The organism is Marivibrio sp. (assembly GCF_040218065.1).
Classification (GTDB): domain Bacteria; phylum Pseudomonadota; class Alphaproteobacteria; order UBA8366; family Aestuariispiraceae; genus Marivibrio.
Genome location: NZ_JAVJQE010000009.1, coordinates 48,956 through 62,758, shown reverse-complemented (window position 1 = coordinate 62,758; position 13,803 = coordinate 48,956). Strand labels below are relative to the sequence as shown.

General features: G+C 68.9%; 11 protein-coding genes and 1 tRNA gene. 7 read left to right on the top strand and 5 right to left on the bottom strand.

The features are described 5' to 3' along the window. Nucleotides 1-26 precede the first annotated feature (26 nt). The gene (locus tag RIB45_RS09055; protein WP_350049936.1) at nucleotides 27-3,272 is read left to right on the top strand and encodes an efflux RND transporter permease subunit; all 3,246 of its coding nucleotides are present in this window, start codon (nucleotides 27-29) and stop codon (nucleotides 3,270-3,272) included. Between the two features lie 3 nt (nucleotides 3,273-3,275). On the opposite strand, the gene RIB45_RS09050 is transcribed toward RIB45_RS09055, so the two are convergent. Beyond that, on the bottom strand, nucleotides 3,276-3,842 hold the full coding sequence (locus tag RIB45_RS09050; protein ID WP_350049935.1) for a rhodanese-like domain-containing protein: 567 nt from the start codon (nucleotides 3,840-3,842) through the stop codon (nucleotides 3,276-3,278). A 225-nt stretch (nucleotides 3,843-4,067) separates the two neighbouring features. On the opposite strand from RIB45_RS09050, the gene spbR reads away from it, so the two are divergent. Continuing rightward, nucleotides 4,068-5,198: a SpbR family protein gene (gene spbR, locus RIB45_RS09045; protein WP_350049933.1), complete on the top strand. Its 1,131-nt coding sequence runs from the start codon at nucleotides 4,068-4,070 to the stop codon at nucleotides 5,196-5,198. 161 nt (nucleotides 5,199-5,359) lie between these two features. Continuing rightward, nucleotides 5,360-6,382, top strand: a complete 1,023-nt coding sequence (locus RIB45_RS09040) for a hypothetical protein (RefSeq protein ID WP_350049932.1) — start codon at nucleotides 5,360-5,362, stop codon at nucleotides 6,380-6,382. Between the two features lie 9 nt (nucleotides 6,383-6,391). On the opposite strand, the gene RIB45_RS09035 is transcribed toward RIB45_RS09040, so the two are convergent. From RIB45_RS09035 to RIB45_RS09025, 3 genes are all read right to left on the bottom strand, one after another. Next, the gene (locus tag RIB45_RS09035; RefSeq protein ID WP_350049931.1) at nucleotides 6,392-7,198 is read right to left on the bottom strand and encodes a PAS domain-containing protein; all 807 of its coding nucleotides are present in this window, start codon (nucleotides 7,196-7,198) and stop codon (nucleotides 6,392-6,394) included. Nucleotides 7,199-7,327: 129 nt separating this feature from the next. Further along, nucleotides 7,328-7,402, bottom strand: a tRNA-Val gene (locus tag RIB45_RS09030). A gap of 91 nt (nucleotides 7,403-7,493) precedes the next feature. Further along, a complete protein-coding gene (locus RIB45_RS09025; protein WP_350049930.1) occupies nucleotides 7,494-8,045 on the bottom strand; it encodes an anti-virulence regulator CigR family protein in 552 nt (183 codons plus the stop codon). Nucleotides 8,046-8,280: 235 nt separating this feature from the next. Between RIB45_RS09025 and RIB45_RS09020 the strand changes: the two genes are divergently transcribed. Then, nucleotides 8,281-9,237 (top strand): DUF3108 domain-containing protein, encoded by a 957-nt coding sequence (locus RIB45_RS09020; RefSeq protein ID WP_350049929.1) that lies wholly within the window; start codon nucleotides 8,281-8,283, stop codon nucleotides 9,235-9,237. Nucleotides 9,238-9,244: 7 nt separating this feature from the next. Here the strand turns inward: RIB45_RS09020 and gph are convergent, their stop codons facing one another. Then, nucleotides 9,245-9,940 carry a phosphoglycolate phosphatase gene (gene gph, locus RIB45_RS09015; RefSeq protein WP_350049928.1) on the bottom strand — a complete coding sequence of 232 codons (696 nt, stop codon included), beginning with the start codon at nucleotides 9,938-9,940 and terminating at the stop codon, nucleotides 9,245-9,247. A 161-nt stretch (nucleotides 9,941-10,101) separates the two neighbouring features. On the opposite strand from gph, the gene RIB45_RS09010 reads away from it, so the two are divergent. The 3 genes from RIB45_RS09010 to glmS all read left to right on the top strand — a co-directional run bounded on the left by RIB45_RS09010 (nucleotide 10,102) and on the right by glmS (nucleotide 13,795). Further along, entirely contained in the window at nucleotides 10,102-10,347 is a 246-nt protein-coding gene (locus RIB45_RS09010; protein ID WP_350049927.1) for a hypothetical protein, read from the top strand. A 210-nt stretch (nucleotides 10,348-10,557) separates the two neighbouring features. Then, nucleotides 10,558-11,952, top strand: coding sequence for a bifunctional UDP-N-acetylglucosamine diphosphorylase/glucosamine-1-phosphate N-acetyltransferase GlmU (glmU, locus tag RIB45_RS09005; RefSeq protein WP_350049926.1), 1,395 nt, complete (start codon nucleotides 10,558-10,560; stop codon nucleotides 11,950-11,952). 4 nt (nucleotides 11,953-11,956) lie between these two features. Further along, nucleotides 11,957-13,795: a glutamine--fructose-6-phosphate transaminase (isomerizing) gene (glmS, locus tag RIB45_RS09000; protein ID WP_350049925.1), complete on the top strand. Its 1,839-nt coding sequence runs from the start codon at nucleotides 11,957-11,959 to the stop codon at nucleotides 13,793-13,795. Nucleotides 13,796-13,803 lie beyond the last annotated feature (8 nt).

The following is a 13,803-nucleotide window of genomic DNA, read 5'->3' as shown; positions in this document are numbered from 1 at the left end:
GCTGAAGAGCGAGGCGAGCCCGCCCCATGAACATCATCCGCACCGCGATCGATCGGCCGACCGCCGTCATCTCCGCCGTCATCATGGCCGTGCTGTTCGGCTGGGTCGCGTTGCAGACCATTCCGATTCAACTGGCGCCGGACGTCTCGCGCCCCGTCATCACGATCGAAACGCCCTGGTTCGGCGCGGCGCCCGAGGAAATCGAGCGCGAAATCGTCAAGGAGCAGGAAGAGGTCCTCAAGGGCCTCGAAGGGCTGGAGCGCATGGTCTCTCAGGCGCGTGACGGGCGCGCCGAGGTCGAGCTCGAGTTCGCCGTCGGCACCGACATGTCGCGCGCGCTGCTGTTGACCGCGAACCGGCTGGACCGCGTGCCGAGCTACCCGCCCGAAGCCGAGGAGCCGACGCTCGACACCGCGGGCACGGACGACAACGCGATCGCCTGGTTCCGTCTGGTCCGGATCGGCGACAACGCGACGCCGATCCACAATTACGGAGACTTCGCCGAGGATTTCATCAAGGCGCGAATCGAGCGCGTGCCGGGCGTCGGGGGGGTCAACATATTCGGCGGCGGCGCCCGCGAGATGCAGGTCGTCGTCGATCCGGCGCTGATGGCCGAGTTCGGCCTGACGGTCGGCGAGATCGTCGACACGCTCTCAGCGGCGAACGCCACCATCTCCGGCGGCGAAGTGGACGAAGGCAAGCGCCGATACATCGTGCGCACCGACAACGAGTTCGACACTCTGGACAGCGTGCGCGACGTTGTTCTGCGCACTGACGCGGACGCGCAGACGGGCCGCGTCGCGCGCGTGACCGTCGGCGACGTGGCCGACGTGCGCTTCGGCTACAAGGACGCGACCGCCTACATCCGGGGCAACGGCGAAGAGGCGATCGCCATCAACGCCACCCGCGAGATCGGCGCCAACGTCATCGAGATCATGGCCGGCATCAAGGAGACCGTGGCCGACCTGAACGAGGGGGAGCTTGCGCGCGAGAACCTCCGCCTGGAGCAGGTCTATGACGAGACCGTCTACATCAACTCCGCCATCGATCTGGTGATCCAGAACATCTGGGTGGGCGGCGCGCTGGCGGTGGTGATCCTGCTGATCTTCTTGCGCTCCGTGCGGGCGACGGCGGTGGTGGCGTTGGCGATCCCGGTTTCGGTCATCGCAAGCTTCGTCGCCATGGCCTTCATGGGCCGCTCGCTGAACGTCGTCAGTCTGGCGGGCATCGCCTTTGCGGTCGGCATGGTGGTCGACGCCGCCATCGTTGTGCTGGAGAACATCTACCGGCACCGCCAGCTCGGCAAACCCGCCCACGAGGCCGCCTTCATCGGCGCCAATCAGGTCTGGGGCGCCATCATGGTCTCGGCGCTGACGACGGTGATGGTCTTCATCCCGATCCTCGTTATGCAGTTGGAGGTCGGTCAGCTCTTCCGGGACATCGCGGTCGCGATTTCGGTCGCGGTCATCCTGTCGCTGCTGGTTTCGGTGACGGTGATCCCCGCGCTGTCGCGCCGCTTGCTGGCCGGCAAGGTGGGCGGCGAAAACAAGCGCCAGCTCAGCCTTCCCGGGATCGATCATTTCGGCCGCGCCTTCCTGCGCGGCGTCACCGCGATGGCGCGCCTTGTGGTGAAGAGCCGCGCCGTCGCGGCGGGGATGGTGCTGTGCATCACCCTGGCGGCCGGCGGCATGACTTACAAGCTGTTGCCGGATCTGGAATATCTGCCGGAAGGCAACCGCAACTTCGTCTTCGGCATCATCTTCCCCCCGCCGGGCTACAACCTCGACACCATGCGCGAGATGGCGGGCCGCGTGGAAAGCGCGGTGAAGCCGCTGTGGGACTTCGACTATCCTGGCCGGCCGGAGGGAGAACAAGGGCCGAGCCAACGCGCCGAGGCGGGCGCGGAGCAGGGTCCTCCCGGCATCGAGACCTTCTTCTTCGTCGCCACCAATTCGCGCACCTTCATGGGCGCGCGCGCGACCGACCCCTTCCGGGTGGGCGAGTTGATCCCGGTCCTGACGGGACCTGTCTTTCGGGAGCCCGGCACCTTCGGCTTCTTCACCCAACCGTCGATCTTCGGGCGCGGCGTAGGCGGCACCCGTTCGATCGACATGGACATCCGCGGCGCGGATCTGGTGCAGGTGATCCAGACCGCGCAACGCGCGGCCGGCCTTGTCGGACAGTACTTCCCGCGCAGCGAGGGCAATCAGTTGCGCCCGCAACCGGGGCTCGAGCTCGGCGCGCCGGAGGTGCGCGTGAAGCCCGATCCGGTCGCGCTCTCGGATGCGGGCGTGACCGCGCGCGAGTTGGGCCTCACGGTCGACGCCTTCAACGACGGTTTGCGGGTGGAGGAGATCACGGTCGACGGGCAGTTGATGGACCTGATGCTGAAGGGCGCGGATTCCTATGTCACCGACACGCAGGGCGTCGGCCAATTGCCGGTCGTCACGCGCCAGGGCGTCATCCTGCCGGCGGAGTCGCTGGCGCAGGTCAGCCTGACCGCCGGGCCTACGGAAATCCGCCACACCGAACGCCAGCGCACCGTCACGTTGCAGATCCGCCCGAACAATTCGATTCCGCTGGGCGCGGCCGTACAGACCCTGGAGCGCGACGTGATCGACGCCCTCGAGGCCGAGGGGCTGCCGCCGGGGATCGAGATCGAGCTGTCCGGCACCGCCGACAAGCTGGCGGAGACGTGGGCGGCGATGCAACTCGACCTGCTCCTGGCGCTGGTCATCGTCTATCTGGTTATGGCGATCCTGTTCGAGAGCTTCGCCTATCCGCTGATCATGGTGCTCTCGGTGCCGCTGGCGACGGCGGGCGGGGTGCTGGGCCTGTGGGTGTTGAACCAGTTCACCTTCCAGGCGCTCGACATGCTGACGCTTCTCGGCTTCGTGATCTTGATCGGCATCGTGGTGAACAACGCGATCCTGTTGGTTCACCAAACCTTGTATTTGGTGCGCGACGAGGGCTCCACGCCGGAAGAGGCGATCGTGGAGGCGACCCGAAATCGCGTGCGGCCGATCTTCATGTCGACGCTGACCAGCGTCTTCGGGATGCTGCCGTTGGTGATGTTCCCCGGCGCGGGTTCGGAGATCTACCGCGGCCTCGGCTCGGTCGTCGTCGGCGGGCTGGCGCTGTCGGCCGTGCTGACGCTGACGATCATCCCGCCGCTTCTGGCGCTCTTCTTGAAGACCTTGGAGGGTGCGCGCACCAATCGAATGAAGGGCGAGAAGGCGGCCGCGGGGACGGCGGGCCAAGCGGCGGAGTAAGGCTCAGCCGTCGGACCCGCAGGTCTCGCAATCGCGCATCGGCAGGCCGCGGCTGATCCAGCCGCTGTCAGGACCCCGACCGAGCACGCCTTCCTTCACGTTGTAGACCGCGCTGTAGCCGTTGGCCGTCAGAAAGCGGCTGGCCCACGTGGTGCGCACACCCGACGCGCAGATCAGCGCCACCGGCCGGTCGCGGTCTCCCGCGACCGCGGCGTCGACCGCGCGGAGGAAAGCGCGCGGTCCGCCCTCCAGATGCATCGTCACCTCGCGCGCCGGGGTCGGCACGCCGGTCGCCGCCCATTCGCTGGGGCGGCGGATGTCGAGCAGCAGCATCTCGCCGCCTTCGACCCGCGCCAACGTCTCCTCCGGGGTCATCACCGATTCCGCCGTCGCCGGCGCGGCCGCGCCGAGGCTGAGCGTCAGGGCCGCAGCGGCGGCGCAAGCGATCGCCGCGCGGCGGGACGGGTTGGCGCAGACCGGTCTGTCGGGAACGGCGCGGTTGGGAACCGGGCGTGTGGGAACGGGGCGTGTGGGAACGGGGCGGGCGGGAACGGGACGGGCGTCCGGCATCGTGGAAATCCTCGGTCTGCTCAGCGGTCTGAGCCGCTCGGAGAGTAAGACATGCGGGAGACGCGCGCCCTCGGCAAGAGCCGACCGCCGGGGTTTGGCTCAAAATTCCGTGAAATCAATATCTTGTGCAATTAATCGGCGCTGGCCTTTCCCGGCTCGCCCGCCTATCCTTTTAAGAGAGGCGGGATGGGGCCGACCCTTGCCGGGAGCAGAAAGCCTGAGGCCATGGCCAAATACGAATTGAGCGCCGCCGATGTGCAGCGGCTGATGACCGATCCGTCGGCGGACGCGCGCGTCGACGCCGCCGACAAGGTCTCGGGCGCGTTCGGCGAGGGCGCGCTGAGCGCCGAAGCCCGGTCGATCGCCGAAGACATCCTGCGCGTCCTGGTGCAGGACGCCGAGGAGCGGGTGCGCGCCGCGCTTTCTCAAAATTTGAGCCGTGCGCCGAATGCGCCGGGGGATCTCGCCGCCGCGCTCGCCGCCGACGAAAGCGATCGGGTCGCCCTGCCGGTGCTGAAGACCAGCGCGGCGCTTTCGGACGCCGATCTGATCGGGATCCTGAAAGCCGCCTCGCCCGCACGCCAAGTCGCAATCGCGGAGCGGCCGACGGTCTCCGACGCGCTCGCCTCCGCGATTGTCGACACCGGCAACGAGGACGCCGTCGTAAGCCTGGTCGGCAACGACGGGGCGGAACTCTCGGAGCCCACGCTCACCCGCGTGGTCGACGATTTCGGTCACGTGGAGCGCGTGCACGCGCCGCTCGTCAACCGCGAGTCCTTGCCGGTGACGGTGGCTGAGAAGCTGGTGAACCTGGTCTCCGACGCGCTGAAGGAGCATCTGGTCACGCATCACGCTCTGCCGGAGGAGACGGCGAGCGATCTGATCCTGCACAGTCGGGAGCGGGCGACGGTGCAGCTGGCCGCCGAGAACAGCGCCGACGTCGGCGTGTTGGCGGATCAGTTGGCCGCCAACGGGCGGCTCTCGGCCTCGCTGGTGCTGCGCAGCCTGTGCCTCGGCGACGTCAGTTTCTTCGAGGCGGCGATGGCGCGACTCGCAGGCGTCCCGCTCAACAACGCCCGCGTTCTGATCCATGACGAAGGGCGGCTCGGGCTGCAATCCCTCTACGATAAGGCAGGGCTTCCGAAGGCGCTTTTCCCGGCTTTCCAGTCGGCCGTCCAGCAGGCTCGCGCCGTCGAGGGCGAACGGACCGACGAAGATCCCGAGGCCCGGATGCGCCGTCTGCTCGAGCATGTGCTGACCGAGCATGAGGAGATCGTCGAGGATTTCGGCGTCGATACGGTCGACTACCTGCTGACCAAGTTCAACAAGCTGACGGCGGACCGCCCGGCGGCGTAGCCGGGCGGACGCGCCCGTCGAAAGCCGGCGCCGCGCCCGTCGCGCGCCCTGTCTTGCCGCCGTTATCCGCGCATGGTATGAGTATTGCGTGCCAGAAGGGCGCGGGATCGGCTCCAGCCGTGCTGAACAGACGGCGGCGAGCCCGTCGAAAGGTCGTAGAAATGGCGTCGGATATTGGGGCGGCCAACGCGAGCGCGATCCTCAAGGCCTCGCAGCGCAAGCCCGGCGAATTCAAAATCCGCAACGACGCCGCGGTGAACATCCGCGGGACGATCGACCAGTTGGGCGCGCAGGCTGCGCGCCAGCAGATGATCGGGTCGGCGGTCAATCGCTTGAACGGCGTCGCGCAGGGGATCATCGATCCCTCCAACGATTGGGAGCGCGTCGGCGGCTTCCTGCAGATCACCGGCCAGCCCTTCACGCTCTCGATCGGCGACAAGGGCGAGATCCAAGTGCAGGCGCAAGCCGAAAGCGATTTGGCCGATTTCAACCCCCGCCAGCAAAAGATGATCCGCGACGCAATCGAGCGGATGAACGAGTTGGTCCAACAGGTTGACTTTGAAGACAAGAAGACGGAGCTGCGCGGCGAACTTGCGTTCGCCATGCTGCGTGTCGAGGAGATGAAGCGCTTCTCGCCGGCGGAGGAGTTCTGGGAGCGGCAGTTCCAATCGCTGGAGGCCGCCGGCCGTCCGGTCAAGATCGCGCTCGACGCGGACGGCGCGGTCACGGCGCTCGATCAGCTCACGCACGACTTCTCCGAGATCGAGGATCTCGACGACCGGCGGACGCTGCTCAACGCGCGCAACGAACTTCAGGACATCCTGTCCGGCCAACGCGCGGCGACCAAGGGGTGGCACTTCACCGCGCTCGGCAACAAGTCGAGCGGTGAGGACTATTTCCTGGACCTCGATGAGAACGGCGCGGTCACGATCAGCCGCAACAATATCGGCACGGTGATTCCGGAGTTCCTTCAACCGGACCCGGACGGGCCGCAGACTGAGGCGGCCTGGGAGGAGGAAGCGCTGGCGCTCTATGAGAATCGCCGGGGCTTCCAGTTCGCCTTCAGCCCCGACGGCCAGTCTTTGGTCGTGAAGGAGAACACCTTCCAGACCCTGACCCAGGGCGTTGACATTCAGGCCGGGCAGGAACGCATCCGCGCCGCGCTGGTCTCACTGCTCGCCTGACGCTTGGGCTCAGCTCGCGCGGGCGCGCGGCTCCGCGTCGAGGTCTCGAGCGATCCCCAGATAATGCGTGTGGGCCCCGTCGGGCGCGTGCAGCGGCTCCAAGGTCAGATCGCAGCGATAGGGCTCGCCGTTCTTTCGGTAGTTTAGGAACACGGCGTGCGCCCCGTCGCCTGAATCCAAGGCGCGCCGGATCGCCGCACGCGCGCTCGCCTCCGTGCCCGCTCCCTGCAGCATCTTGGGGCTGCGCCCGATCACCTCCGCGCGATCGTAGCCGGTCAGCCGCTCGAACGCCCCATTGGCGGCGAGCACGACCGGCTGGGCGCCCGGCGCCGGCGCGTCCGTCAAGAGCGCCGCGTCGCCCAGCCGCTCCAACAGCGCGTTCGCCCAGGAGGGCGCGCCGGCGGCCGCCGCGTGAGCCCCGCCCGCATAGGCGGCGCGATAGCAGGAGTCCACCTCCGCCGACAGGTCTTCCATCAAGATGTGGAACGCGGGCGTGGGCTCAACCAGCCGTTGACGGCCGTCGCCCGGGCTCGGCCGGAAATCGACCAGTCCTCGCGCCGCCAGCGTTTCGAGCGCCCGGCGGACGGTGGTGCGCGGCAAGCCTGTCGCGCGCGCGACGGCGGCGATGTCCGGGCCCGCCCCCGTTTCGGCCCCCGCGGCGCGGGCCGCACACAGCCGAGCGACGGCCAAGGCGGCCGGCCAGGCGGCCCCGCGATCGATCTCGAAGCCGCGCGCGCGCAGCGCCTCAGCGGCCGCGAAGTCCGCGCGCTGCAGCCGCGCTATGCGCTGGGTGGTGTCGCGAGTCGTCGGGTCCACGGGCCCTCCTGCGCTCCGCTCGGTCCAAACCTCGCAGCACGATAAGCCGCGCCGTCCCGCTTTGCAAAGCGCGGACGGCGCCGCGACCCCCGAAACGACGAAACCCCCAGGTTTCCCTGGGGGTTTCGGTGGTGGGCGCGGCTGGGATTGAACCAGCGACCCCTGCCGTGTGAAGACAGTGCTCTCCCGCTGAGCTACGCGCCCGGGCGCGGGCGTCCGGCTGGGCGGCCCGGCGTCGGGATCGGTCGTTTACGCCGCCCCGCCCGGGGTTGTCAAGCGGCGGCGGCCGGCTCTCTCATTGGCCCGTCAGCACGTCCTTCAGGACGTCGACGACGATGCGTGTGCCTTCCTCGACGATGGTGACGTCGTCGCCGACGATGATGCGCTCCAGACCCTCGCGCAGCGGCGGCAGCCGACCCTCAAGATCGGACGGCAGGCCGCGCTTGGCGATCCCGGGGGGCAGCGGCTTGCCGCGCGCGACGTTCTTGGCGATTCCGGGCGGCAGATCGGTCGGGCGCAACTCGCGCTCGCGGGCGTAGCGTTCGATGATGTCGCGCTCGTCCTCGCCGAAGACCCCGTCCAGAACTTCATCGACGATCTCGTCTTCGAGACGTTCTTCGGCGGCGTCGTCCGCCTCGGCGCCGCCGCCCGCGCGCGCCGGTTTCCCCTGACCCTCGGGCGGGCCGCCCTTGGCCTTGTCGCTTTTCGCGTAGGCCGGGGCGAGGCTCAGCCAAACGGACCCCTCCTGCGGCGCGGGGCTCAGCGCGAAAGCGCTCAGCGTCATCGCGACGCCGACGACGGACAAGCCCGCGCGACGCAGGCTGCGGCGCTGTTCTGTCACACTCATGAAGTACTCCTCTGTCGATCGGCGCCGGCCGCGTCGATCCGTCGTGCGCCCGTCCCGCATTTATAGTGGAAAGCGCCGCGCCGGCGCGCAAGGGGGCCGCCCCGCCGATCCGCCCCGCCGATCCGCCCGCCCGCTCAGAAGGCCTTTTGGCGGGCTCTGGCTTTCGGCGCGCGGGCGCCTACATCTATGACGCGCCGGAAAACGCGCCCGTCATCCAACACGGAGAGTCGCCGCCATGACCTCGTTCGAGCAAGGCCCCGCGTCGCGGTCCCTACGCCGTCTGGGACTCGGCCTCGGTTTCGCGGCGTCGCTCGGCGTCGCGGCCGGCGCGTTGGCCAGCACCGACGGCGGCGCGGCGCGGGATGCGGAGGCGCTCGGGACCCAGCCCATCGAGGTTCCGTTGGAGAGCGGTCTGCGTCTCGAATACGAAGGCTATTTCGGCGGGTTGCATGTCGGCTCCGCCCGCGCCGTTCTCGTGCGCGAGGGGTCGCGCTACCGCGTCAGCGCCGAAGCCCGCGCGCGCGGGATACTGGAGTGGTTCTCCGAATGGCGCGGTCAGGCGGAGACGCGCGGGCGGCTGTCGGACGAAGACGTGCGCAACGCCGCCAAGCTTGCGCCCAAGCCGGCGATGCACCGCAACCGCGGCGAATGGCGAGGCGACCCGCGCTGGTCGGTGTTGAGCTATGACGAGGAGGGGCGCGTCTCAAAGGCCGAAGGCTCCCCGCCCGACGAGGACGAATTGACCCCTATCCCGGAGGGAACGACGCAAAACACGATCGACCCCATCAGCGCGATCGTCGCCATGGCCGAAGTGCTGGACGAAGGCGGGCGGTGCGAGGCGGAGCTGCAGCTCTATGACGGGCGCCGGCGCTACAATGTGCAGCTCACCGACGAGGGCGAGCGGACCTTCGCGCCGAACGACTACACCATCTTCGACGGGACGGCGCGGGCCTGTCGCATCGAGATCGAACGCCTCGGCGGCTTCCGGGTCGAGCGCTCGAAATACTCCGAGACGGCGCGCGACCGCACGGTCTATGTCGGCCGCCCGATTCCCGGCGGCCCGGCGGTTCCCGTGCGGGTCGAGATCGAAACCGCCCTGGGCGAGGCGGTGGTGCATCTGGTGGGCGCGTATCTGGCGGATCAGCGCATTGCGCTGGAGCCCGGCCGGGACGTCATGGCGGACGAGGATTGAGCGCGCTTCAGCCTCGCGCGATCATCGCGTCGAGCGCGGCCGGCAAGTCGCTGAACCCCGCGAGCACCAGATCCGCGCCTAGCTCTGCGGCGGGTTCCTGGGTGTAGCCGTAGGCGACGGCCACGCAGGCGACGCCGGCGGCCCGGGCCGCGTCGACGTCGGCGGCGCTGTCGCCGACCAAGATCGTCCGCGCCGCCGGTACGCCGGCCGCGGTCATAAGCGCTATCAGGCCGGCCGGGTCCGGCTTCTTGGCCGGCGCCGCATCGCCGCCCAGCACGAGGCCCGCCTCGAACCACCCGTTCAATCCAAGCTCCGCCAGAATAGCTTCGCTCGGCGCTTGCGGTTTGTTGGTCAGCAGGGCGAAGCGGGCCCCCGCGCCGCGCAGACGTTCGAGCGTCTCGGGGACGCCCGGATAGGGTCGAGTGTGGCAGGCCAGCGCCCGGCCGTAGATTGCGAGAAAGCGGGCGGTCGCGGCCTCCAGGTCCGCCGGCGGGCCCCCGGTCGCCGCGAAACCGCGCGCGACCAGCTTCTGCGCGCCCCGCCCGATCATCGCGCGGACCTGCCGGAAAGGCAGCATCGCGCGCCCCTCGGCAGCCAGCAGCCGGTTCAGCGCCGCAGCGAGATCCGGGGCGCTGTCGATCAGGGTGCCGTCGAGATCGAAGACGATCAGCCGGTCGGCGAGCGAGGAAAGAGGCGGCGTCATGGGCGCACTATTGACGCGCCTGAGCGCGGCTAGCAACGTTCTTCACAGCGTGCGCGCTGGCGAAAAGCAGCCTTCGGTTGCGGGGCGCGCGATTTATTCTCCGTTGCGCGCACGGCGGACTCGGGTACCGTTACGGGGTGAATCCGGGGGTGAGGGCGGCGATGGGTCAGTCGGATAAGGACGCGCTTCCTTTGCTGGAGGACAAGCTCGCCGCGATCGTCGGCGAAGATTTGGCCGGCAGCCTGATTCGCGCTGCTATGCAGCGCGGCGAATGGGGACTCGACATGCAGCTCGCCATCAATGACGGGCTGGAGCGGCTCGACGGCGAGCGGCGCGAACGGGCGCTCGGCCTGATCGACTCGCTTCTCGCCGAAGGGCGGGAAAAGATCGCCCGCGGCGGCCACTGAGCGCCTCGCGCCGCCGGACGGCTCGACCGTCATAGACCGCAACAAATCGCAACAAATCGCAATGGATCGAAACAGCTTGTGACTTGGCGCGAAGGGCGGCCTGTGGCAGGGTCTGCGCCGTTCCACAACAGGCTGACGGCCGCCTCGACGCCCGCGTGAGCGCCAGCCGTCGGCCCGTCGCCTCGCCCTCTCGCGGAGCCCGCCCAACGGATGTCCGATCCGGTCAAGTTCGATCCCGCCGCGTTGAGCGAACCCGTCGCCGCCGTGCTTCTCGGCGCGGGGCTCGGCACGCGCATGAAGTCGGACCGACCGAAGGTGCTCCAGCCTTTGGCGGGGCGGCCGATGATCCTTTACGTCCTCGACGCCGTCGCCCCCCTGGAGGCGGAGCGTCGCGTCGTGGTGGTCGGCCCTGAGATGGCGGAGAGCGTCGGCGCGGCGGTGGCGCCCGCCGAGATCGCGGTTCAGCGCGAACGCCTTGGGACGGCCGACGCGGTGAAGGCGGCGCGCGAGGCGCTGCGCGATTTCGGGCGCGGCACGTTGTTCGTCCTGTTCGGCGACACCCCCTTCATCCGCCCGGAGACGTTGGCGGACATGGCGGCGACCCGCGAGGGCGGGGCCGCGGTGGTGGTTTTGGGCTTCGAGGCGGAGGATCCCACGGGCTACGGCCGCCTGATCACCGACGAGACGGGCGCCCTCATTCGTATCGTGGAGCATCGCGACGCGAGCGAGGCGGAGCGCGCCGTCCGTCTGTGCAATTCCGGCGTCATGGCGTTGGACGCGGCGCGGGCCTGGGCGTTGATCGAGCGCATCGACAACCAAAACGCCAAGGGCGAGTATTATCTGACCGACGTGGTCGGGCTGGCGCGCGCCGAGGGGCTCTCCTGCGCCGCGATTCGCGCCTCGGAGGACGAACTTCTCGGGGTCGACAGCAAGGTCGATCTCGCCGACGCCGAGGCGCGTTGGCAACGCGCGCGCCGGCTGCATGCGATGGCCGAAGAGGGCGCCGTTCTGAGCGATCCCGCAAGCGTCTGGTTCAGCTGGGACACGATCCTCGATCGGGACGTGACGGTGGGGCAGAACGTCGTCTTCGGTCCCGGCGTGCGGGTCGAAGCGGGGGCGTCGATCAAGCCCTTCAGTCATCTTGAGGGCTGCGTCGTGAAAGCCGGCGCGGAGGTCGGCCCCTACGCCCGCCTGCGCCCTGGCGCGGATATCGGCGAGGGCGCGCGGATCGGCAATTTCGTCGAGGTTAAGAATGCGACGCTCGCCCCCGGGGCCAAGGCCAATCACCTGACCTATCTAGGCGACGCCGCGGTGGGCGAGGGGGCGAACATCGGCGCCGGGACGATCACCTGCAACTACGACGGCTATCTGAAGCATCGCACGATCATCGGACCGAAGGCCTTCATCGGCTCCAATACGGCGCTTGTGGCGCCGGTTGAAATCGGCGCGGGCGCGGTGGTCGGCGCCGGCTCGACCGTCACGCAGGACGTGCCGGCCGACGCGCTGACCGTCGCGCGCGGCGCGCAGACGACCGTGGCGGGCGGCGGAAAGCGCTTGGCGGAACGCAAGTCGGCCGAAAAAGCGGCGCGCAAGAAAGGCGAGTGACGGTATGTGCGGCATCATCGGAATCCTGGGGCGGGAAGAGGCGGCTCCGCGGCTGCTGGACGGGCTGAAGCGGCTTGAATATCGCGGCTACGATTCGGCCGGGATCGCGACGCTGACGAACGGCCGGATCGATCGGCGCCGGGCCGAGGGAAAGCTTGAGAACCTGGCGCGCGTGCTGGAGCGCGACCCGCTGCCGGGTGCGGTCGGGCTCGGCCACACCCGTTGGGCGACGCACGGCGTGCCGAACGAGACCAACGCCCACCCGCACGCGACCGACCGGGTGGCGATCGTCCACAACGGCATCATCGAGAATTACCAGAGCCTGCGCGAGCGCGTCGGCGATCCGGCGAGCTTCACCTCCGAGACCGACACCGAGGTCGTGGCCCATCTGGTCACCGCCTATCTGGAGCAGGGCATGAGCCCGCAGGAGGCGGTGGAGTGCACGCTGCCGCTGCTGGAAGGCGCCTTCGGCTTCGTCATGATCTTCGCCGGCCGGCACGACCTGATGATCGGGGCGCGCCGGGGCAGCCCGCTCGCCGTCGGCTACGGCGAGGGGGAGATGTACTTCGGCTCCGACGCCTTGGCGCTGGCGCCGCTGACGAAACGCATCTGCTATCTGGAGGAGGGCGACTGGGCCGTCGTCACCCCGGACGGCGCGGAGATCTTCCAGACCGACGCTGACGGCCGGACCGAAAAAGTCGAGCGCCCGGTGCGCGAGACCGCGGTCAGCGGCGCCATGATCGGCAAGGGCGAATACCGCCACTTCATGGAGAAGGAGATCCATGAGCAGCCGGCGGTGATCGGCGACACTCTGCACAGCTATCTCAACCCCGCCGAGGGGACGATCACGCTGCCCGAACTGCCGTTCGACGCGGCCAAGCCGCCGAAGGTGACGATCTGCGCCTGCGGCACGGCCTCCTACGCCGGCATGGTGGCGAAGTACTGGCTGGAGGGGCTGGCGCGCCTGCCGACCGAGGTCGATATCGGCTCCGAGCTGCGCTACCGCGAGACGCCGCTGCCTGACGGGGGGCTGGCGCTCTTCATCAGCCAGTCGGGCGAGACGATGGATACGCTGGAGGCGCTGCGCTACGCGAAGTCCCAGGGTCAGACGATCCTCTCCGTCGTCAACGTGCCGGAAAGCACCATCGCGCGGGAATCCGACGCGGTGCTGCTGACCCAGGCCGGACCCGAGATCGGCGTCGCCTCCACCAAGGCCTTCACGACGCAGCTGACCGTTTTGGCCGCGCTGGCGATGGCGTTCGCCAAGGCCCGCGGGACGCTCGATCGTCCGCGCGAGGCCGCGCTCGCCGCCGCGCTCGCGGAAGTGCCGGGCCGCGCCGCCGAGGTCTTGAACCATGACGCCCACATCGCCCAGATCGCCCGCGGCCTGGCGGAGGCGCGCGACGTCTTCTACATGGGGCGCGGGACCGGGTTCCCGATCGCGCTGGAGGGGGCGCTTAAGCTGAAGGAGATCTCCTACATCCACGCCGAAGGCTACGCCGCCGGCGAGATGAAGCACGGCCCCATCGCGCTGATCGAAGAGGATGTGCCGGTGGTGATGATCGCTCCCTCCGGCCCGCTTTTCGACAAGACCGCCTCAAACGTGCAGGAAATGGTGAGCCGCGGCGGCAAGGTCATTTTCCTGTCCGACGAGGAGGGCTTGACCCGCATGCGCAAGATGGCGAAGCCGTTCGCCGAGATCGAGCTGCCGAAGGTCGACCCCTTCGTCGCGCCGATCCTCTACGCCATCCCGATTCAACTGCTCGCCTATCACACCGCCGTCACCAAGGGGACCGACGTCGACCAGCCTCGGAACCTGGCGAAGAGCGTGACGGTCGAATAGGGGAAGGG

What these genes read in the sequence shown, in the direction of transcription:
- RIB45_RS09010 (WP_350049927.1), top strand. Translation starts at nt 10,102, where the DNA reads ATGGGTCAGTCGGATAAGGACGCGCTTCCTTTGCTGGAGGACAAGCTC.
- RIB45_RS09025 (WP_350049930.1), bottom strand. Translation starts at nt 8,045, where the DNA reads ATGAGTGTGACAGAACAGCGCCGCAGCCTGCGTCGCGCGGGCTTGTCC.
- RIB45_RS09050 (WP_350049935.1), bottom strand. Translation starts at nt 3,842, where the DNA reads ATGCCGGACGCCCGTCCCGTTCCCGCCCGCCCCGTTCCCACACGCCCC.
- glmU (WP_350049926.1), top strand. Translation starts at nt 10,558, where the DNA reads ATGTCCGATCCGGTCAAGTTCGATCCCGCCGCGTTGAGCGAACCCGTC.
- RIB45_RS09020 (WP_350049929.1), top strand. Translation starts at nt 8,281, where the DNA reads ATGACCTCGTTCGAGCAAGGCCCCGCGTCGCGGTCCCTACGCCGTCTG.
- RIB45_RS09055 (WP_350049936.1), top strand. Translation starts at nt 27, where the DNA reads ATGAACATCATCCGCACCGCGATCGATCGGCCGACCGCCGTCATCTCC.
- spbR (WP_350049933.1), top strand. Translation starts at nt 4,068, where the DNA reads ATGGCCAAATACGAATTGAGCGCCGCCGATGTGCAGCGGCTGATGACC.
- RIB45_RS09040 (WP_350049932.1), top strand. Translation starts at nt 5,360, where the DNA reads ATGGCGTCGGATATTGGGGCGGCCAACGCGAGCGCGATCCTCAAGGCC.
- gph (WP_350049928.1), bottom strand. Translation starts at nt 9,940, where the DNA reads ATGACGCCGCCTCTTTCCTCGCTCGCCGACCGGCTGATCGTCTTCGAT.
- glmS (WP_350049925.1), top strand. Translation starts at nt 11,957, where the DNA reads ATGTGCGGCATCATCGGAATCCTGGGGCGGGAAGAGGCGGCTCCGCGG.